Genomic DNA, 21,216 nt, shown 5'->3' with positions numbered 1-21,216 from the left:
GTGCAAAAAAACTTAGAAAGGAGGAGAAGGATGGCTGCTGAAAAACTGGGAGAAGTGAATTGGAAATCGCTTTTGGTTTGTGTCACCCTTGGTGTGGTTCTGTGGTTCATCCCCTCACCTTCCGGACTAGAGACGGATGCTTGGCGTTTGTTCAGTATCTTTGTTGCGACTATTGTGGCCCTAGTTATTAAACCGATGCCAATGGGAAGCACGGCCATCATTGCGCTGACTCTAATTGTTTTAACGAAAATCCTGACTTTGGAACAGTCGTTAAGCGGATTTCAAAATACGACGATATGGCTGATTGTCATCGCTTTCTTCATCTCAAGGGGATTTATTAAAACGGGGTTGGGAACAAGGATTTCTTATCTTTTTGTCCGTCAATTCGGGAAGAAGACGCTGGGGCTGTCTTATTCCATGGTACTCAGTGATTTGATACTGGCACCAGCAATGCCGTCCAATACAGCCCGCGCTGGCGGAATCATTTTTCCGATTATCCGCTCTCTTTCAGAAACATACGGATCAAGAGCGGGAGATGGGACTGAACGGCGTGTCGGAGCTTTTTTAGTCAAAGTTTCTTTTCAAGGAGATATGATTACCTCTGCTATGTTTGTAACGGCAATGGCAGCGAATCCGCTTGCTGTCCAGATTACACAGGAAATCACTGGGGAGACAATTACTTGGGGAGGTTGGGCGCTTGCAGCACTAGTGCCAGGTTTAATCAGCTTAGCCTTGATACCTTTTGTGATTTATAAACTATATCCACCCGAATTAAAGGAAACACCAGAAGCTTCTTCAATTGCAATAGAGAAATTGAAGGAGATGGGCCCGCTGAAAAAAGAAGAACGCTATATGATTGGCGTATTCGTACTACTTTTAATCCTTTGGATTTTTGGTGGAAACTTTGATATTAATGCAACTACGAGTGCTTTTATCGGACTTTGTGTGTTGCTGCTCAGCGGAGTGTTGACATGGTCTGACATAAAAAAAGAACAAGGTGCCTGGGATACATTGGTATGGTTTGCGGTTCTGGTCATGATGGCCACCTATTTGAATGAATTAGGCATGATTCCCTGGTTCAGTGAACTTATGGGGAATGCGGTAGGCCAACTGCCATGGGTATTGACATTGGTCATCCTTGCTATTGTTTATTTTTATTCACATTACTTTTTTGCCAGCAATACGGCACATGTTAGTGCGATGTATGCAGCTTTCTTATCTGTCATCGTGGCTTCAGGCGCTCCGCCGTTGTTGTCTGCATTGATTCTAGCATTTTTCTCCAACTTATTTAGCTGCTTGACGCATTATGGTGCCGGTCCAGCACCTGTCTTTTTTGGAAGCGGCTATGTCAACCAGCAGAAATGGTGGGTGCTTGGTTTTATTATTTCCATCATCCACATCATCATCTGGTTTGGTGCAGGCGGGTTGTGGTGGAAATTGCTTGGCCTTTGGTGACGGAGAGGAAGATGAAAACTATAAAATTGAGTAAGATATCAATCACTATTAAAAAAGAAATAAGTTCAAGCGATCTATTACAACTTCAGATGCGACTGGTCGCTTTATTGGACTAGAAAAGTATAAAAGTGATAGAGATTAGCAATATATCCTACGGAATTAAATTAAAAAACATGAATCCAGTAGAATACTGGATTCATGTGAAAAAGGCGACTTAAATTGTTGTCTGGCTTTAGAAGAGACAGTGTACTTACAATGCCTGTTTCTTTATTTCTTCTATGTTTAACTGCATTCGGTTCTTAAAGGCATTTCAGGAAATAGAGTGATTGACTGCTGCTCTTTACATTTTATTTTTTGGATGATAAACGTTGTTTGAGTTCTGTAAATTCTTCTTTGAACTTGCTGCGGTATGCTTCGACTTTTTCTTTTCGTTGTTCAGAACGTTCCTGCCGTATTTCCTTTTTTGCCTGTTCACGGAGTTTTTCCTCTACAGCCTGAGCATGTACTACTTCTTCCTGAATACTGCTCGCACGGTATCGCATGGTCTCTGCATCAAACTTCTCTAAAATAAGGTCATAAGATTTCGGGGACAGCTCTTGCGCAATTACCACAATTGCCACATCGCCTTCTTTCATCCGGGAGGTAATCCCTGAAATAAGATTCGATTCTTCCAAAGCTTCTTCTGAATCTTTGGCAAGCCCAACTAATGAGCCAATCCCGAATCCCAGCAACATGCCAATCGGTCCGCCTAAGATTCCAACAAGGGAACCTATCAATCCGCCTTTCCATTTTAATTATATTCCCAATTTTCAGATAAATAACCATGTATTATATTTTTCCCAGCTCACTTCGATTATAATGACCTTGATCCTCTTCTGAATGATTGGCAATCCAGAAACTGAAGGACAATTTACCCATAGCTGGACATTCCGATGTCTGGGTTAGTCGCGAATAGCACAATAAGCCAGCCAAATACTTGTTGACTGATTAGATTTTGAGTTCTCCGCTGTATTTTGCCATAGAAAAACGTTCGGAAAGTGTAGGTATTCAAATTTAACTTTTGGGAGCAGCACTATAATTTCTTTTTACTAATGGTTTTATTTCCGAGGATTAAAATTTAAAATTTATTTTATGGGAATTTTTAGTATAATGGAAATAGTTTATAAGAAGATAGCATGTCAAGTAGTTTAACAGGAACCCAAATTGAGCAATTTAGAGAAACTTCAATCAATACATAAAAAGATTCACGATATATAGCAGTCAGGATGTTTACAAAGAGACTCGAGGGAGTGTTTATTACCATGGAAACCCCAATACATACCGAGTATTTCATATTGAAAAAAATGGCGACTGGTATATTTGCTGCAATCGCCAAACCCGGGAACGGTGCATGGAGCAACGCAGGAGTTGTCGATTTAGGAACCGAACTGCTTGTGTTCGACTCATTCAATACCCCATCTGCAGCGCAAGAATTGAAGAAACAAGCCGAAATACTTACGGGAAAAAAAGTGAAATACCTCGTTAATAGCCATTATCATGGAGACCACATTTTTGGCAATCAAGCCTATAAAGAAGAAGTGATTATTTCTACAGAAGCAACCAAAGAATGGATCAAAGAGAAGAATGCGATAGGGGATATTGATACCGAACTTAGAGAAACCACACAGTACCTGGATAACCTCAAACTGCAAATTTCAACAGAGGAACATGAAGTTGTAAAGAAAAGTTTGACCAATCAATATTCGGAGATGACTAAATTATTAGCTGAGCTCCCCAGTTTACAACTCGTTCTTCCTACTCTTACGTTTGAACGAAAAATGACCATTTTTGGAACTGAGCGAAATGTTGAATTATATTGCTTAGGAGGAGGCCATTCGCCGAGTGATACATTCCTGTATGTGCCGCAAGAGAAGGCTGCCTTTATGGGAGACATTGTAACTGAAGAACTGCATCTGCCAATTTTCCAACCGGAAGAGTTTTTAAGTATTTTGCAAGAAACCAAGAAGATGGAAATAGAGATGCTACTGCCTGGACATGGAGAAGTTGGAACTACTCAACAAATCGATATCATGATTCGTTACATAACTATGCTAATTAACACAGTAAAGGACGCACAGCAATCTGATGTTTTTTTAGCTGATTTCGTTTCTGATTTTATTATTCCTGATGAATATAAAGAATGGAGAGGCGTGCAGGGAATTCAGCGCAACTTGAAAACAGTGTATAACTTTTATTCCGAGAAAAAAGAAAATCATGTAAGGGGATGACGTCTTGATATTAAAAGAAGCTAACTTTGAGATGCAATTAGAAACAGAGAGATTGATAGTAAGACCACTTAAAAAAGAAGATTTTCAAAACTGGCTGAGTGAGTTTGAAAACCGAAACCCTTCTCAACATAGACACGATGAAGGACAAAAGGACATGAGCGAATGCACGGAGGAATGGTTTCTGCAGCTGATTGAAAAACATCAAGAGTTGGCTGCAAACGATATTGCATATATTTTTGGGGTATTCTGTAAATCTGACAACAAACACCTCGGGATGATTGATTTTTCTACCTTGGAACGAATGGATTTCCAGTGGGGCCGGATTGGCTATACGATTCATAATCAGCACTGGAGAATGGGCTATGGCCAGGAAGCTGTAAAAGCAGCTCTTCGTATAGCACATAAGGAATTGGGGTTTCATCGCATTGAAGCTCATATCAATATTGATAATGCGCCTTCAATAAAATTAGCAGAGAGTGCTGGGATGAAGTTTGAATGTAAGAGAGAAGGATTCATTTTTGAATTTGGTGAGTGGACGGACAACTTAATTTACTTTATTAACTTCAATGATCTTCTGGTTTCTTCTAATGGAAAATGAGAGGCGGTAAGCATCTTGATTTAGTTCCACAGCTGTATAAAAAATCAAGAAAGAACATACTGACTTTTCATGGGAGGAAAAATGATGAATAGCAAGATTCATATCCTGGGAGCTGCGGGATCAGGAACATCGACACTCGGCAACTCGTTAGCAAAAATTCTGCCGCATACCCATCTTGATACAGATGACTATTTTTGGAGTAGCAAATACACAGAACAAAGACCCGTCCCTGAAAGGAAGGAAATGCTCAGGAAGGATTTGTCGCGAGATGATGAATGGATCTTGTCAGGAGCTGTAGCTGGCTGGGGTGACTGCTTCATGCCCTGCTTTGACCTGGTTATTTTCTTGTGGATTCCGCCGGAAGTCAGGCTTGCGAGATTACAGCAGAGGGAAGTGGAACGGTACGGAAAGGAAGCATTGGCTGGTGGCAGCAGATACGAGGAGTCGCAGGCTTTTCTGGAGTGGGCCTCACTGTATGACCATGCAGGCATGGAAGTCAGGAGCAAAGCCCTGCATGAACAATGGATAGCCGAATTATCTTGTCCGGTACTAAGAATCGTGGGCGACTATTCAATCGAAGAGCGTGTTGCTGCGGTTATGGATTACTTGAATAGTAATAATCCGTGTTAATACTGGAACAGGAATTGGCATTAAAAATTCAAAAAGAGGCTTTAGCATGGCATTCAAATCAGTTGAATACAAACATGAAAGGAGGAGAATAATGGATCGGTTTATTCACGAACTGGCAAACAGGATAAAGATGGCGGACAAAAACTCGTTATCGGGATATCTGGCCATGGTGCTGCTGGAAAAACCACGTTTACAAACAGGCTCATCAACCTTTTGGATAAAAGTAAAATCAATTACATAAATACAGACCCATATATTATAGATAAAAGAGCACGCAATCATGCGACTATCGATTATACATATCAAAACGAAATTCATCGATACAAGATGACAGCTTGCCACCCTTCCGCTCATCATTTACCCTCATTGGAAAGAGACGTTCGGATGGTTAGAGAAGGTTTGGATTTCTGCACAATCGATACGCATTACATGAAAAGCGAGTTGATTTCATCCAAAAAAACTATAACTGTTGTAGAAGGAATGAGCGTCGCCTTTATTGATCCAGCCTTTAACATAGCTGCTTCAATTTGTATGTGCCAACACAGAGAGTTGCCGGCATAAGCGAGTTGTTTGCGGAATACGCGTGTTTGTTTGCGCAATCCCGCTCGTTGTTTGCGCAATAAACCACTTTGTTTGCGGAATACGCAAGGTTGTTTGCGGTATAGCACTTTTGTTTGCAGTAAGCTCAAAAATCCACGTGAATGGCTGAAAAAAAGCTTCAGGCGATGACTTTGCCTGAAGCTTTTTCAATCTGTCTATCGCGAAAAGACCATCAACAGGATTTGGATCATCGTCGCCATTCAATACTCTCCAGCAAGTTAGCCAACTTCCGACACACCGAGAGCCAATAAAGAAAAGGTTATGAATTTGCAAGAGTAACCTTTATAGTGAACCATAGAAAGAAGCTTATACGTACAGAGTGAACCTTTAGTTCGGGTGGTTTGCATGCTGGAGCCTTTTTTCTTTCTCAACTATTTCGAGCTGTCCCAGTTTGTCGTACCTAGTCATTGGAGAAGAAGTAATTGTACATTAATTGGAGGCAAAAGAATGAATAAAGAATACCACTCATTTGGCTGGTACGCGTCTAAAGTATCACCGTACCTGCCCAAATATGCGTTTAAACGGGTTCCAGGGCGTTTACTTGGCGGCCTCGCTTATTTGATCATTTCCATCGCGGGCATGTTGGCGATCGGCGTATATGATTTGCCGTTTCTTACAAGCATCGCCCTTTCGTTTGCCATTGGAACAAGTTTTGCAGCCATGGGATTCTTAGGACATGAAATCTTACATGGAACGGTAGTGAAAGGAGCTGGGTTGCGTAATTTATTAGGGGCTGTTTTCTTTTTCCCTCTGCTTACCGGACCCAGACTATGGCGCAAATGGCATAACATGACCCATCATGTTCATACGCAAAATGAAGAGAAAGATCCGGATACCTGGATGACTAAAGATGAATTGGACCGAAAGCCTGCACTGAAACTTATCTATCGCTTGCCTTTTTCAGTCCGTGCATTTCTGGAGTTTTTCTCATTGTGCTTTCTATTCACGCTGCACTCCACGCGAATGTTCTTCAATTACGTTAAAGAGTTTCAGCCTGAAAAACGGGGAGCTGTTTGGATCCAGTTTTTAATTCCTTGGATTGGTTGGACAGGCTTGATTTTCTTTGTGGGGCTAAGCAATTGGGTATTCATATTTTTGATTCCGCATTTGATAGCGAATGCCATCGTGATGGGGTATATCTCTACGAATCATCGGTTGAATCCACACGTTCCCGTCAATGATCCACTGGCAAACACCTTATCGGTGACGGTTCCTAAATGGATCGACGTCCTGCATTTCAATTTCTCTTATCACACAGAGCATCACATCTTTCCAAGTATGAGTTCAAAGTATTATCCTTTAGTGAAAGAAAGTATAAAAGACAACTGGCCGGGTCTTTATCACGAGATGCCGATGTCGAGTGCTTTAAAAGCATTATGGAAGACGCCGAGAGTTTATTACAATGGCAAAGAATTGATTGATCCTCAGACAGAGCTGGTCTATGGCTCACTCGGAAATGGCCTGAATCCAGAAGCAATCAATCCGCGACCTGTGAACAGCGGGATTTAAAAAGGAGCAACCCAAACCTGAAGTTCTAAAGGGCGGGCATAGCGCTACCGGATGTATGAAATGAAAATCGAAAGACCCGTAACCTTTTAACTGAGGTTATGGGTTTTTCGAATTTTCTACGGCATAACATTCAATTTGGTGCCATTCTTCTCTAAAATTTTCTTTCGACAACACCCGTTTTCCTGTTTAATCAGCTGGGCAATGGTGGTATAAAATTATTAAAGAGCCGGACTAGATGCAGTTCGGTTTGCGAAAAGAGATGCGACAGGCTTGGACCGGTACCACCGATACGCTTGCCCCGCAGCCAAGGGGGAGTAGCTGGAGGAACACCTCTTTCACAATCGTCAGGACATGATGATGCGTCATCATCGGTTGTGAGGACAGATTTGATTGCTCAGCGAGACCTTTGCCTATCTAATTAGGCATGGGTCTTTTTTGGTTGATTTCAAGAAGGAGGAGAACAGCAGTGGATGTGTTAGTGCTGCAGTATGCATGGATTCTGTTGGTGCTGGTGGGCCTTGAAGGTTTGCTGGCAGCTGACAATGCGGTGGTGATGGCGGTCATGGTCAAGCATCTGCCGAAACCGCAGCAGAAAAAAGCCTTGTTCTACGGATTGTCGGTGGCATTCCTATTCCGGTTTCTGGACTACCGTATTAAAGATTGAAGTCGCGGACATCGCGTTTGCGGTGGATTCGATGCTCGCAGCGGTGGCGCTGGCCATGACGTTGCCGCATTGGGGAGCGTTCACCATCGGCGGCATCAACGGCGGGCAATTTTCCGTCATGATTGCCGGTGGCTTGATCGGGGTGGTGATCATGCGCTTTGCGGCCCATAAATTTGTCCAATTGTTGGAGCGGTATCCGTCGCTTGAAACCGCCGCCTTTATTGTCGTCGGATGGGTCGGCGTGAAACTGGGCCTATTGACGCTGTCGCACGAAAAAATCGGGCTGCTGCCGCCTGACTTCCCGCATTCCCTGCCGTGGACGGTGGTTTTTTGGTCGGTCATGGTCGGCATTGTGGCGGTGGGTGTCTGGACGGGAAAAAAACTAAAAGATCAAGATGCCGCCAAGTAGCCGAATTCCAGTATGTCCGAAGAGCGTTTACATGCTAAACTGATAGCAAGAAAATCCAGGATTCCGAAAGGAGATGTGGCATGAAACGGATGGGATTACTGAATGCACTGCGCTTGACGCACCGCGCGCGGGCGCTCTCCCAGGAACAGTTGCGCCAACTTCAGCACGAGCGCCTGACGCGCCTCGTGCAGCATGCCAAAGAGCACAGTCCGTATTTCAAGGCGAAACTTCCGCATCTCGACGGACCGTTCCGCTTGTCCGATTTGCCCGTCACCCAGAAGGAGGAGCTGATGGCGAATTTCGATGATTGGCTCACCGACCGCTCCGTATCAAAACAGGATGTGGAGCGGTTTATGGAAAACCCGGACAACATCGGGCGGAAACTGAACGGCCGCTACCTGGTCAATACGACATCGGGCTCTACAGGGCATCCGGCCATCGTCCTGTATGACAAAACCACCATGAACGTGGTGTCGGCCATTGCGGTTTTGCGGGCGGTTGCCAAACGGGAAGACTTGAAGGCGTTCCTGAAAAACGGCAAACGCACCGCGGGGCTGTTCGTCGATGGCGGCTTCTACCTCGGCAATGGGACAGTCCGTTGGAACCAACGGCGCATGCCGTGGAAAAAAAACCAAATCATCGTCGACGCGCGGCAAGACACAGACCAAATCGTCAAGCAGCTGAACGCCTTTCAGCCGGCGCTCCTCGGCGGCTACCCGACCGCACTGGAACTGCTGCTGCCGGAATTGCGAAGCGGCAAGTTGGCCATTTCACCGGTATTGATCATGGCGGGCGGCGAACATTTGAGTAAGGAACTGCGCGCACAGCTCCATGAAGCGTTCGGCTGCACGGTCCAGTCGACTTACGCCTGTACAGAAACCGGCACGATTGCCTGTGAATGCCGGGAAGGGCGTTATCACCTCAATGAAGACTGGCTGATCGTCGAAGCGGTCGACCAGATTTTTCAGCCGGTTGCGGATGGGTTGCCCGCCGAGCAGTTGCTGATCACCAATTTGTTCAATTACACGCAGCCTTTTATCCGCTACGTGGTGACCGACCGCGCCACCATTTACAGTGAACCTTGCCCATGCGGCAAAACAACCCGCTGGATCGAGCTGGAAGGGCGCACGGATGAGATCCTGAGCTTTGCTGGAGGGCGCAAAGTCGCGCCGCTCGCTTTGCAGTCGGTGATTGCCGAAGTCAAATCCATCCAACGGTTTCAAGTGATCCAGCGCGATAGAGAGACGCTGGAGCTGCGGCTGCAAGCACAAGACCCGGAAGCGGCATTTGCAGAAGCGGAACAAAAGCTGCAGGCGTTTTTCAACAAGCAGGGCATTGGCGTGCGCGTCTGGATGTCTGCCAAAGCGCCTCAGGCCCATCCGGACAGCGGAAAATTCAAGCATATCTATACCTATCCGGCGCAGCCGCCTGAAAAGGTCCATTGAGCGGAAAAACTAGTGGAGTTCTTTAATGCCGATAAGGGGGAGGATGCCTATGAAAAAGTTTGTTGGTTCAGTACTCGGCGGTTTGCTGATCGGTCTGCCTTTGGCATTTTGGTGGATTGGCTATGAAGAAATCACCTACAGCCAGCTGAACGTGGCCGGCGCCGATGAAGTCGTGGTCCGGGAAATGGATTTCGACTTCGTGTTCACTGCCTCGTTACTGGTGGTTGCCATTGCGGCAGTCATTTACGGCCTCTGGAGCTGGATTGATAAAAAACGGGAAGACCGGTTTTACCGGAACTGCCGGAAAGATTCCAACTAAGCACGAGAGCTTCATTGCCGCAGGTGGCAATGGGCTCTTTTTTTCATGTCCTGACGTTTAATGCTAAGCGGCTGGAGGTATGAGCAAGAGATAAGGGCTTATGCCTAAATTCTTGAAAGCGAGGGATGTCCATGTTTGACAGGACCGCAGGAAACCATGTTGTTGAGTTGCTGAAGGCGTGGGAAGTCGATCATATCTACGGGATGCCGGGAGACTCCATCAATGAATTCATGGAAGAACTGCGAAAAGAAGAAGCAATCCGCTTTATCCAGATCCGCCACGAAGAAACCGGAGCGCTTGCGGCGGCCGCCTATTCCAAATTGACCGGCAAAATCGGTGTCTGTTTGTCGATTGCCGGTCCGGGAGCGGTGCATCTGCAGAATGGCCTGTACGATGCGCAAAAAGACAAAACACCGGTACTGGCGATCGTCGGCCAGGTCAGCAGCGAGCTGGTCGGCACCGACAGCTTCCAGGAGCTGAAAATGGAGTCGCTGTTTGAGGAAGTGGCCGTCTACAACCGCCGCGTCCAAACAGCAGAACAGCTGCCCGACATGCTGAATCAGGCCATCCGGACCGCTTATGCTGAAAAAGGGCCGGCGGTGCTGATCGTTTCAGACGACCTGTTCGGCACCAAAATCAAGCGGGACCATGCGCTGACCTCACCCGCTTATGCCACGCCTCGTATCCGGGCGTATGAAGAAGACTTGCAGTCCGCTTTAAAGTTGCTGCAGGCTGCGAAAAAACCGGTCATTTTGGCCGGCAAAGGCGCAGCCGGCGGCACGCCGGAAGTGCTGGCGTTTGCAGAAAAGCTGAAAGCGCCGCTGATTGCCTCGTTTCCGGCAAAAGGCATCATTCCAGACAGCCACCCGCATAACTTGGGGCAACTGGGGCAGCTCGGCACCGATACGGCAGAACAGGCCATGAAAGAAGCGGATTTGTTGATTTTGGCGGGCACCGCGTTTCCGTACCGGGAGTATTTGCCTGACGACGCACCGGCCATTCAAATTGATGTCGACCCGAAAGCCATCGGCAAGTATTATCCAGTGCTGGTCGGAGTGGCCGGGGAGCTGGCACCGGCTGCCGCCTGGCTGACCGCACATTTAGGGGAGAAGGAAGATGCTTTCCTTTTGAAGTACCAGGAAAAACGCGCACAGTGGCACGAAACCCTGCACAAGGATATGGCACAAGAAACGGAGCAGCTGCAGCCGCAGCACGTAATCGCAGAAGTGCAGCATATCTTGGAGCGGGACGCTGTGGTGTCACTGGATGTCGGCAGTGTGACGCTGTGGGCGGCGCGTTACCTGCAATTGTCCCAGCAGCGGCTTGTCGTGTCGGCGTGGCTCGGCACTATGGGCTGCGGGCTTCCGGGAGCCATTGCCGGGAAATTGGCCTATCCGGACAAACAAGTGGTCTCCCTGCTCGGTGACGGCGGGTTTTCGATGGGCATGCAGGACTTGGTCACCGCAGTCAAATACAAGCTGCCGATGATTCTGGTCATCTTCAACAACCAAAAAATCCAGCTGATTGAACACGAACAGCAAGAAATGGGCAACCCGGCGACGCAGACGGAGTTGGCGAACATCGACTTTGCGGCATTTGCCCATGCCTGTGGAGCGGAAGGCTATACCGCGAAGACGCGGATTGAACTGCGGGATGCCCTGGCAAAAGCCAAGGCGAGCCAAAAACCGGTGGTCATCGACGCTTATGTGGAAGACAGTGCGCCGCCTTCGTAATTTAAATTGACACAAAAAGACGGCCGCAAAAATGCGGCTGTCTTTTTTGAAGAGGATCATTTCTTATAACGGGTGGACAAATCCAACAATTCCGCAGGCAGGGCGCGGCCGAAATAATAGCCTTGTCCTTCGTCGCACTGTTCCTCCTGCAGGAAAGTCAGCTGGGTGTTGTCTTTAATGCCTTCTGCTACGACGGTGAGGTTCAATTGATGCGCCAAGGAAATGATGGTGGCGGTGATCGCTTTGCCGTTCAGGTTCTTGTTGATGTCTTCGACGAAACTGCGGTCGATTTTCACCCGGTCAAAGGAGAATTGCCGCAAATAGCTGAGAGAGGTGTAGCCGGTGCCGAAATCGTCAATGGACATGGAGATGCCCAGTTGTTTTAAGCTCAACAAACTGCTTTTAAGCAGGTCTGTGTCCACCAATAAAATGCTTTCAGTCACTTCCAGCTCCAGCCACTCGGCGTTCAGGCCGGTTTCGTCCAGAATCGCCTTGACCGTCTGGACGAAATTTGGCTGTTGCAGTTGGATGGTGGAAATATTGACGCAGATCTTAATGGGCGGGCAGCCTTCATCTTGCCAGGCTTTATTTTGTGTACAGGCGGTATGCAGGACCCAACGGCCGATAGAGACAATTTGGCCATTTTCCTCGGATACCGGGATAAAACAGTCAGGCGGCACCAATCCCAGTTCCGGATGGTTCCAGCGGATCAATGCTTCCACAGCTTTCAGTTTGCCGCTCTTTAACTCGACGATGGGTTGATAATGCAGCACCATCTCTTCTTTGGTGAGGGCCGACTTTAATTCTCTTTCAATGGTCAGCCGGTAAGCAGTCTGTTGATCCAGCTCTTCCGAATACACCGTGTATTGATGGGTCTTGTATTTTTTGGTGTAGTACATGGCAGTGTCCGCTTTCTTGATCAGCGCATCCACGGTTTCTTCCGGTCCGATGCTGAAAGCGATGCCGACGCTTGCGGAGATGGAGACGGAATGGCCCAGTGCTTCAAAAGGTTCGCCCAGTGATTCGCGGAGTTGTTCCGCCAATTGGAACACCTGTTGCGGATTGAGGTTCGGCAACAGCACCGCAAACTCATCGCCTGCAAACCGTCCCACAGTATCCTGCTGGCCGACACCATTCAAGAGACGTTGTGCGATCCCTTTTAGAAACTCATCACCAAACTGATGGCCGAACGAATCATTGATGAATTTAAAGCGATCCAGGTTCAGAGACAAAACGGCGGGGTTGATTTTGTCGCCCTCGGTGCTTTCAATCGCCTGCTTTACCCGGTCTTCGAATAATTTGCGGTTCGGCAGCTGCGTCAAGGGATCGAAAAACACCAGCCCTTCCATCAATTTTTTGTAGTTGATTTCATCGGTGATGTCTTTAGCGATGCCATAGGCGCCAATGATGTTTCCGCCTGCTTTCATCGGAAAATTGGTCACCAGCAGATTCCGCTTTTCTCCATCTTTTCGGATTATGGCGAGTTCATAGGTGTTAGCTATGCCGCTTAGGGCATTGTTGAAGTGAAGCAGGGCGGTGGGCAGATCTTCTGAAACGATCAAAGACGTGAACGTTAATTGAAGAATTTCCGCAGTGGCATAACCGGACAGTGTTTCACATCCCAGATTGGCTGTTTTGAATTTCCCTTCCAGGCCAAACGTGAAGACCGCATCGGGATTGTGCGCGAAAAGGGAATTCAGCCGCTCTTCATTTTCTTTTAACTGAAGATTGGCCGTCACTTCTGCGGTAATGTCAATAACGGTTCCAAACAGGACCCGTTTGCCTTGCCATTGTTTTTTAGCCGAATGGATTTCAACGTGGAGCAATTGGCCGTCACGTCTATAGACCCGGACACGGTAACGCGCATAGGTGTCCGGGTCGTTCGGTTCAGTTGAAATTCGGGCTTGAATAATTGCCTGGTCCTCCGGATGGATTAAGGTGTCCGGTCTGACGCGGCCGCTCAGCAGTTCTTCTTCGCTGTACCCCGCCAGTTCACAAAATTGCTGATTCACATAGGTATAACACCAATCACTTAATATGTACATGCTGACAGGTGCCTGATGGACCATCCCGTCAAATAGCTCCTTGTACAACAAGTCATTGGAAGAAGAGATTTCTTTGCTCGTGGAGGAGTTTATGTTGTTTTTGTCATTTTTCACTGATCTGCGCCTCCCGGTGACTGGAACTCATGGCATCCGAAACTGCGGGTTTGCAGTTGGATAAATACGTGCCATCTTTCACAAAAATATGTTTTCTTGATATATATGATAGAGGAATTCCCTAACTAATACCATTTATATTTTAATTTAACAGATAATTCCCTGATTAATAATCAATTTTTTTGGTTGAATTCGAGCCGGTAATGCCTGGGCGTAGTGCCGGCCATCTTTTTGAATGCCGCCTGAAACTGTGTAGCGCTTTTATAGCCGACTTTGCTGGCGATGACCGCTACTGGATTATCGGTGCTGATCAGCAGTTGTTGTGCCGTATCCATGCGGCAGCCGATGATGTACTGAAGCGGACTCATGCCGGTATGCTGCTTGAAAAGGCGGCTTAGCTGGTATTTATTCAATTCGAACTGATCGGCCAAACCTTCCAGTGTCAAAGAGCGGCAGTGATGTTCTTCCATATAATGCTGAACCTGTCGGATGGCTTCTTCAAAATCCCGTTCGTTTCGGGAAGGTGCGGTTTCTGCGGAGCGGCTGACCAGCGCCAGGATCAACCAGGTCAAATGATGGGCCATCCGTTTGGAATCAGGCTGTGGTTGCTCTTTTTCTTGTTGCAGCCGGCCAATCAGATCCGCTACTCCGGTACAGTCGCCAACCTCGATAACCCCAGGCAATTCCGCCAGATGGGAAAATTCTGCGAAATCCTGCCAAGCAAACGATAGGCGGCAGGATTTTTGCTGTTGTGCGGCGCCATACCATAGTTCATGCCAGGAACCGGGCGGCACAAGAAAAACCGTACCAGACGGGACTGGAAGGGCGCGATTGGCTAACTTGCAATGGACGGTTCCCTCCAGCACCAGCAGCAATTCCGCTGTTTCTGGATGGCGGTGGAGCGGTTGATGCCAAGTTTCACCGTGCGGAATGGAAAAATGCTGGATGGAATGGTAAAACAAAGGGGCTGTCATGGAGTTCGGGGCTTGGGACAAAGGAATCGCTCATTTCTTCTTTTCTTCTAGTCTACCAAGAATTAATAAGAATTTCTGTATAATACCGGTAAATATAGATAAAAAGTAGAAAGATGAGTCAAGAATTGATAGAGAAATTGTTAAGAAACCATTCCACTGAACAAATTACGGAATACAAAGGGGAGATGTTGTCTCAAGATTGCCAGGAATTGAAGGTTTTTGGATATGAATAATCTGATAATTAAGCTAAAATCAGAGGAAAGAAATGAAAAAGGAGGGAATCGCACAGCAAATGAATGTACTGGAATCTAGGCATAGAAAGCAGGTGAAAAATCATGAAAGAGCTTTGGATCAACTTACCGGTCAAGGATTTAGACAGGTCGAGAACGTTTTTCGGTCTGGTCGGATTCAATGTGATGGAACCAGGCGAAGCCGGCAATGAAATGATTGGAATGGTTGTTGGGGATCATCAAGTGCATGTCATGTTGGTTTTGGAGGAGCGGTTTAAACGATTTTCGCTCAATGCATTGGCGGATGCCGAGCAATCGACAGAAGCATTGTTTTCGATCTCAGTCGGCACAAGAGAAGAACTTGATGAGATGATCGGCAAAGTAAAAAGAGCAGGTGGATTTGTATTTGCAGAACCGTCTGAACAAGATGGCTTTTACGGTGCAGGATTTGCGGATTTGGACGGACACCGGTGGAATTTGCTGGTGATGTAAGTTAAATGGAGTTTGTGCTGGAAACTTAAACGCAGCTCATAGTTGCATACGAGTTGCGTTTAAGTTATTGAATTGGATCTGTAAAACTTGCTGAAGGATTTTTTGGTGACTGATCCAAATTTTCGGTTGACAGATCCAACAAGTAATCAGTCTAGGCATGCAACAAAAACACAAAAATACCACTTAGACAGAAATCCGTGTATGGAGCGAAAACCGCAGAAAACAGCGGAAAAACCGATTCCGTCTCACTGTCATAAGAATACTTAGCGAATGAGACGCTACTTCCGATAATTTATATTATGTCTACTAAAATAGAATTTTAAGAAAAGAGGCCTTTTGCTATCGGCTCTCCTTCTATCCGGGCCGTCTGCCGGTTCATGACATGTCCCTTAAAACGGAATGCCTTCAACAACGCCTCTTAGACGTGTTGCCGTCCCAAGGTTTCTTCTATAAAAAACATCTCACGCCCGTTAAGCTTGTTTGAACCTGGCACAGTCCACCAGCAGCTGATCAATTGCTTTAAGGACATCTTATGGTCGACAAGCGTTCATTTTATCCATCAGCTACTGTATGGAGTTATTCATTCTTATTCGCTGGAGTGCGCTGCAATAAATGCTGTTCTCCTTTTGGATCTTCAACTATGACAAACTCCGTCTCATCCTTTACAGAATTAACGATGGTTCCTTCTTCAAAAAAATTACATTGGTTAGTGGCCGGTAAAACGTCTGCTGGAACTTTCTTCGTTATTTACCCTATCATTTTAGGATTCATTTGCCCCCAACCTATCCTTTAGGGGGATAACGGCTAAATCCATTAAATCCAAAAAAACACCCAGCCCACAGCTGAGTGTTTTTGAATTATAGGTTCGAACCCTGATATGCAGGTTTGGCTACCGTTTCTTCTTTTTGGTCTAACCGGTAACTGATGAATGCCAACCCGGACGCAATCAGCGCACATAGTCCCCCGACCCACGACAAGTGGATCAAGCTGCCGTTTGCGACGACGTATCCTCCCAGTGTTGCTCCCAGTGCGATTCCGATGTTCACAGCAACGGGCGTGAGTGAAGAAGCGAAATCTTTGGCAGCTGGAAAGTACACGGCGGCCAGGTTCATCAAATACAGCTGGATCGTAGCATTCATGACATAGATCATGACAGCCATCAGCATGATGCTGACGAGCCCGGCAACGGTCGATTGCATGGTGAAGAACAAGGATCCCAAGATGATCGCCTGTGCGATAAACACAAAGCGCAGCTTGCTGATGCCGTTGCGGCTGGCGATCTTCCCTGCCAAAACATTGCTGAGGATGGAAAATGCGCCATAGCCCAGGAGAATGATGCTGATGTATTTTGTCGGGATTCCCAGTCCTTCTTCCAAAATCGGGGTGATATACGTGTAAACCGTGTAGGTCCCTGCAATGGCAAAGGTCGGAATAAAGAATGCCAAAACCATTCTCGGATTCGTCAATAACTTCAATTGCTCTTTAGCGGATGCTTTTTCGACCGGCAGGTGTTTCGGGATGATGAAGATGCTGATGACCAAACTGATGACGCCCAGCAGCGCTGTAAACCAGAACGTCAACTGCCAGTTGCCGAGCTGGCCGATGAACGTCCCTAAAGGCACGCCCAGGACATTGGCGATGGTGAAACCAGCGAAAATGAGGGCAATGATCGATCCTTTTTTGGCTTCTGGCATGGTATCACTCGCGATGCTCATCGATAAGGCGATCAATACCCCGCTGACTACAGCAGTTACAATGCGCGATAAGATCAATAGTTCATAAGATCCCGACAATGCACTGATGACATTGCCGATGATGAAGATGGAAATGAATAAGAGCATCAAGGGATATTTCGGGAAGCGGCTGACGTAAGCCGTCAATAGCGGTGTGCCGATTGCATAGGCGATGGCGAATCCTGAGATCAACGATCCCGCAGTAGCCAGCGTGATATTCAAATCGCTTGAGACCTCGGTCAATAACCCGACGATGACAAACTCGCTTGTTCCCATCACAAAGGTCAACAAGGTTAATGTAAATGCCAATATTTTTTGCTTAGTCGTTAATAGATCTTCACGTGCATGTGTGGCCATAAAACGATTCACTCCAACTTCTGGTTTGATTTATCGTGCGTATTCCCTACTCTTTTTTCATAAAAGTCTGGAGTGTGAAATATAGATATATCTAGAAAAATCGATATATAAAGCCGACAGAGATTTGCCTCCACCTGGAATCAAATCTCCTGTTTCACGAATTCTGCAATTTTAGCCAAGGTCTCTTCGTTCCGTCTGTAATACGTCCATTGCCCGTACCTGACCGCTTCCAATAGTCCGGCTTTTTGCATGAGCGACAGATAATGCGAAACCGTGGACTGGGATAAATTCACTTTATCCTGTATGTCCCCGACGCAAACCCCACCTTCGATGCTGACCTCCTTCGGCAAATGCGCCTGTTGTTTCGGGAAGTTTTTTTCAGGTTCTTTCAGCCATTTCAAGATATCCAGACGGGTCTTATTCGACAAAGCTTTAAATACCTCTAATTCATTTAAATTATCCATGGACGTATTGTATATCGATTTTATTCGATATGTCAATTAATAAGTGCCGGCGATACCATCCTCTTATACGGATCAAAAAAACAGCCACAAATTTGAGTGGCTGTTTCTCTTTTTCTGCATGTAGTTAATTTTCACAAGCATAGTCATCTTTGTCTCGATCCATCTTGCTTTGGTATGCAGCGTGCCCTTTTGGGACACCTCCTGGGTGAACTGTACGAAGTTCCGTGCAGTTCGCAAATTGTGTTTGCGCGGATGTGCTGGCAACTGGTGAGGTATTTGAACTGCTCGATTGCGAAGAGCTTGCTGAGGATGCAGCAGCTTCAGCTTTTTCAGCAGCTGCTTGTTCGGTTGCGGCATTCTCGTCAGCCACACGTTTGGCTTCCTCTTCTTCAGCTTTTTTCTTAGCAGCCAGTTCTTCAGCCTCTTTAGCAGCGGCTTCTTCTTCTTTTTTCTTTTTAGCTTGAGCTGCTTTGGCTTCTTCTTGCTCCTTAAGGGCATCTTCCTTTTTCTTTAATGCTGCTTCTGCGTCCTTGTATGTCTTATTTTCTTTTTCGAGCTTATCAATAGCTGCCAAATGTTCACTTTCACTTTTCTTATAGCTTTCAATTTCTTTTTGTTGAGAAGAAATTTGCGTATCTTTTTCTTCCACTTGCGCTTGGGATGGACCAAATAATGAGCCGATCAACAGCATGAATAAGGCTACAAAGATAATGACGATGTGTTTGCGGATAAAAACTAATAGGTTTTTCATTCACTTTTCCTCCTGATGGATAAATCATTATGGGTCTACATGGCAGTACTAAGAATATCACATATCCATTTAGAAATGATTAGTAATAATAATAAATTTTACTAATTAAACCAAATGAAAATCTATCCAGAGAGACTAGTTCATAAAAAGACATAAATAGGATTCAACTTCACAGAAATTCCTAGTAAAAAGAAAAAAACGCCGCCTAAAGGCAGCGTCCAGTTAGTCTGTTTCTATTCATCGTTTACCAGCGCTTGACGCAGTCCGTCCTCATAGCCATCCAAGTACTCGATCTTCCCGATTTTTCCTTCTTCAGGGGTGATTGCTTGCCCTTCAAAATTGAATTGGCTGGATTCTCCTTCTTCATTTGCGTAATCGACTTGAAAAGTAAGGTCGTATAGCGTTGCTTCGTTTTCATTTTGAACAATTTCAATAGCGGAAGGAGTCAACGTATAATCATGATCAAACCCAGAATACATAAAAGCGGCTGTATTTTTGAAGGTCTCATAGCCGTTCTCGGTAAAATAGGATGCATAAGTTTCTTCCATATAGCTCATTAGGTCTTGGTATTCCGTTGATTCCAGAAAAGCTTCATAATCATCCATGTATTTTTCTGAAACCTGAGCTTCCTCCATTGCATCCCATAATTCGTTGTACTTCTCATCTGGACCATTGAATTCCTTTTCAATAACAGCCCGAATCGCTTGATCATTTTTATCAACGGCTTCAGCCTCGCTGTCTTCTGATGTGCCACTTGCTGAACAACCCGCAATCAACAAACTGGCAAAAATTAAAACCAAAAGACCAATAGTTTTTTTCATCGATGCATGTTCGTTGGCATAAAAAAAATACATAAAATCCCTCCTTCTATAGTCAGTAAAAGGTCTTAACTGTTTTCTAAAGAGTAATACGGATCAAACGGTAAACGGTTTCACTTTTCTTCCAGTCGATTTACATATTATGGCTGCTATAGAGACTTTCTCTTCTTTTAAATAAGACTCTTCAGCTCACCGAATAGAAAAGACCGTTAATTCAACTGCGAATTAGCGGTCTGGTTAAGCCGGGAGAATTACGGCGCAAACCCATAATAGAAGAAAACGTGCAGGTAAAACCCGATAGCGGAAAAAATCAGGGTAAAGACGATGAACATCCCGATCATCACCACTTGAGTCAGTTTCCCGACGGCCAGCTTCCCGATCCCTTTATATGTATGGATCCACAAAGCCGCAAGGAGCGGCACCACCAGCAAGAAATAAAACAGAATGATGCCGTCTCCGAACAATTCTACATAATCGCGCGAGAAACTTTCATCTGCTTGAAAGCGGCTGCTGGTCCAAGCGAATAAAACCAGAAAAGCCAGCTGCACAATGGCAGCATAAATAAACAGAGGAACACGCACTCTGCCCAGATTGCTGAGCTTCCAGAAGACCAAACAATAAATGAGGGCAACGGCTATTCCGATGTACAGGTTCGTTGGATAAAGAATGTCATCCCTCCTAATTAGTCTAATGGGTCATAACTGAATGGTATCAATAATACCCAGTCATTACCAGTTGGAATCGACTTTAATTTCTTTCTTCGGCTTTCAGGAGAATCCAAAGAGCGGCAGATTTTGCTCACAATAGAAATCCGGATATAGAAAAAGACCCATCATTGTGATGGGTCTTTGCCTAATTCAACCGATATAAGTTATGGCATCGATAATCGCTTTGCACTCTTCAATGAGATCCCGGTCAGCTTTATCTGTTAACTTTGCGGCTCGGGCAAGTGGATCGATCGCCTTTATCTTTTCACACAATACATACCCTGTTGTTTCGTTATTCATAGTTCTTCCATTGACAGGCACATGAGTTGGATACCCTTTATTGGTGTTTGTGATGGGCAAGACCCAAATTAAATCCGTCTCTTTATGTACAGTTTCTTCTGATACGACGATGGCCGGACGATAACCTTGCTGTTCATGTCCTTTTGCCGGGGACATATCGATTTTTATGATGTCGCCAACTTTAAAATATCCCGTCATTTCCACTCCCCCTATGAATAATGCCTGTACGGTTCCATTCGAGGAATTAAGTACAGGCAAAATTCTTTAATGCGATGAATAGACTACCATTCTTCTTTCCCAACTGGCTCTGCTTCATCCCAGAGAGCTTCGGGCTCGGGTTTTCCCCCGTCGTAGCCAGCGAATAACTTTTGGAAAGGAGTCAATTTGTTTTTTCGAACCAGCGAAATTCGATTGGGTTCAATCTCCACGTCCAGTACAGCATCGTCGACTTCATCAAAGCCTGCTTCCTCCAACATATCCTTTGTAAGGCGTACCGCTTTACTATTGCCCCAGCTCTGAAGTTTAACTTCTCGGCGACTTATATTCTGCTTGATTTTCGGCATATTGATTCAGCTCCTCGCCATGCTTTTTCTACATTTAGT

Annotated in this window: 19 protein-coding genes and 2 pseudogenes; 11 read left to right on the top strand and 10 right to left on the bottom strand. The window is 45.8% G+C overall.

The features are described from left to right. The first annotated feature begins 30 nt into the window (after positions 1-30). Positions 31-1,455, top strand: a complete 1,425-nt coding sequence (locus tag AC1MEO_RS03715; protein ID WP_480334417.1) for an anion permease — start codon at positions 31-33, stop codon at positions 1,453-1,455. Between the two features lie 347 nt (positions 1,456-1,802). Here the strand turns inward: AC1MEO_RS03715 and AC1MEO_RS03710 are convergent, their stop codons facing one another. After that, the gene (locus tag AC1MEO_RS03710) at positions 1,803-2,231 is read right to left on the bottom strand and encodes a hypothetical protein (protein ID WP_480334416.1); all 429 of its coding nucleotides are present in this window, start codon (positions 2,229-2,231) and stop codon (positions 1,803-1,805) included. A 513-nt stretch (positions 2,232-2,744) separates the two neighbouring features. On the opposite strand from AC1MEO_RS03710, the gene AC1MEO_RS03705 reads away from it, so the two are divergent. From AC1MEO_RS03705 to AC1MEO_RS03665, 9 genes and pseudogenes are all read left to right on the top strand, one after another. After that, a complete protein-coding gene (locus tag AC1MEO_RS03705) occupies positions 2,745-3,722 on the top strand; it encodes an MBL fold metallo-hydrolase (RefSeq protein ID WP_480334415.1) in 978 nt (325 codons plus the stop codon). A gap of 4 nt (positions 3,723-3,726) precedes the next feature. After that, entirely contained in the window at positions 3,727-4,320 is a 594-nt protein-coding gene (locus tag AC1MEO_RS03700) for a GNAT family N-acetyltransferase (RefSeq protein WP_480334414.1), read from the top strand. An 84-nt stretch (positions 4,321-4,404) separates the two neighbouring features. After that, positions 4,405-4,950 (top strand): ATP-binding protein, encoded by a 546-nt coding sequence (locus AC1MEO_RS03695; protein WP_480334412.1) that lies wholly within the window; start codon positions 4,405-4,407, stop codon positions 4,948-4,950. Between the two features lie 91 nt (positions 4,951-5,041). Continuing rightward, positions 5,042-5,454: pseudogene (locus tag AC1MEO_RS03690) on the top strand (phosphoribulokinase); the annotation flags it as partial. Between the two features lie 543 nt (positions 5,455-5,997). After that, positions 5,998-7,059: a Delta(10) desaturase DesB gene (gene desB, locus AC1MEO_RS03685; protein WP_480334410.1), complete on the top strand. Its 1,062-nt coding sequence runs from the start codon at positions 5,998-6,000 to the stop codon at positions 7,057-7,059. Between the two features lie 424 nt (positions 7,060-7,483). Then, positions 7,484-8,132 (top strand): annotated as a pseudogene (locus tag AC1MEO_RS03680) (TerC family protein). An 80-nt stretch (positions 8,133-8,212) separates the two neighbouring features. Continuing rightward, a complete protein-coding gene (locus AC1MEO_RS03675) occupies positions 8,213-9,577 on the top strand; it encodes a phenylacetate--CoA ligase family protein (RefSeq protein ID WP_480334408.1) in 1,365 nt (454 codons plus the stop codon). Between the two features lie 49 nt (positions 9,578-9,626). Beyond that, entirely contained in the window at positions 9,627-9,896 is a 270-nt protein-coding gene (locus tag AC1MEO_RS03670) for a hypothetical protein (protein ID WP_480334406.1), read from the top strand. 131 nt (positions 9,897-10,027) lie between these two features. Continuing rightward, complete coding sequence (locus tag AC1MEO_RS03665) at positions 10,028-11,629, top strand: pyruvate oxidase (protein ID WP_480334405.1); 1,602 nt, start codon at positions 10,028-10,030, stop codon at positions 11,627-11,629. A 56-nt stretch (positions 11,630-11,685) separates the two neighbouring features. Here the strand turns inward: AC1MEO_RS03665 and AC1MEO_RS03660 are convergent, their stop codons facing one another. Continuing rightward, positions 11,686-13,788 (bottom strand): sensor domain-containing protein, encoded by a 2,103-nt coding sequence (locus tag AC1MEO_RS03660; protein WP_480334404.1) that lies wholly within the window; start codon positions 13,786-13,788, stop codon positions 11,686-11,688. Positions 13,789-13,961: 173 nt separating this feature from the next. Next, positions 13,962-14,783, bottom strand: coding sequence for a helix-turn-helix transcriptional regulator (locus AC1MEO_RS03655; protein WP_480334403.1), 822 nt, complete (start codon positions 14,781-14,783; stop codon positions 13,962-13,964). Between the two features lie 314 nt (positions 14,784-15,097). Between AC1MEO_RS03655 and AC1MEO_RS03650 the strand changes: the two genes are divergently transcribed. Further along, positions 15,098-15,484: a VOC family protein gene (locus AC1MEO_RS03650; protein ID WP_480334401.1), complete on the top strand. Its 387-nt coding sequence runs from the start codon at positions 15,098-15,100 to the stop codon at positions 15,482-15,484. Between the two features lie 857 nt (positions 15,485-16,341). Here AC1MEO_RS03650 and AC1MEO_RS03645 read toward each other — a convergent pair. From AC1MEO_RS03645 to AC1MEO_RS03615, 7 genes are all read right to left on the bottom strand, one after another. Then, the gene (locus tag AC1MEO_RS03645) at positions 16,342-17,574 is read right to left on the bottom strand and encodes an MFS transporter (RefSeq protein ID WP_480334400.1); all 1,233 of its coding nucleotides are present in this window, start codon (positions 17,572-17,574) and stop codon (positions 16,342-16,344) included. 140 nt (positions 17,575-17,714) lie between these two features. Continuing rightward, positions 17,715-18,038: an ArsR/SmtB family transcription factor gene (locus AC1MEO_RS03640; protein WP_480336012.1), complete on the bottom strand. Its 324-nt coding sequence runs from the start codon at positions 18,036-18,038 to the stop codon at positions 17,715-17,717. Positions 18,039-18,162: 124 nt separating this feature from the next. Then, on the bottom strand, positions 18,163-18,729 hold the full coding sequence (locus tag AC1MEO_RS03635; RefSeq protein WP_480334399.1) for an excalibur calcium-binding domain-containing protein: 567 nt from the start codon (positions 18,727-18,729) through the stop codon (positions 18,163-18,165). A gap of 293 nt (positions 18,730-19,022) precedes the next feature. Next, on the bottom strand, positions 19,023-19,643 hold the full coding sequence (locus AC1MEO_RS03630) for a hypothetical protein (RefSeq protein WP_480334397.1): 621 nt from the start codon (positions 19,641-19,643) through the stop codon (positions 19,023-19,025). Positions 19,644-19,858: 215 nt separating this feature from the next. Continuing rightward, the gene (locus AC1MEO_RS03625; RefSeq protein WP_480334396.1) at positions 19,859-20,188 is read right to left on the bottom strand and encodes a hypothetical protein; all 330 of its coding nucleotides are present in this window, start codon (positions 20,186-20,188) and stop codon (positions 19,859-19,861) included. A 276-nt stretch (positions 20,189-20,464) separates the two neighbouring features. Then, positions 20,465-20,812 carry a type II toxin-antitoxin system PemK/MazF family toxin gene (locus AC1MEO_RS03620; RefSeq protein WP_480334395.1) on the bottom strand — a complete coding sequence of 116 codons (348 nt, stop codon included), beginning with the start codon at positions 20,810-20,812 and terminating at the stop codon, positions 20,465-20,467. Positions 20,813-20,895: 83 nt separating this feature from the next. Continuing rightward, positions 20,896-21,177: an AbrB/MazE/SpoVT family DNA-binding domain-containing protein gene (locus AC1MEO_RS03615; protein ID WP_480334394.1), complete on the bottom strand. Its 282-nt coding sequence runs from the start codon at positions 21,175-21,177 to the stop codon at positions 20,896-20,898. Between the last annotated feature and the right edge of the window lie 39 nt (positions 21,178-21,216).

Source organism: Planococcus sp. BI3, assembly GCF_056680115.1.
The sequence above is the reverse complement of the archived record's forward strand: the minus strand, read 5'-3'. Positions and strand labels throughout refer to the sequence as shown.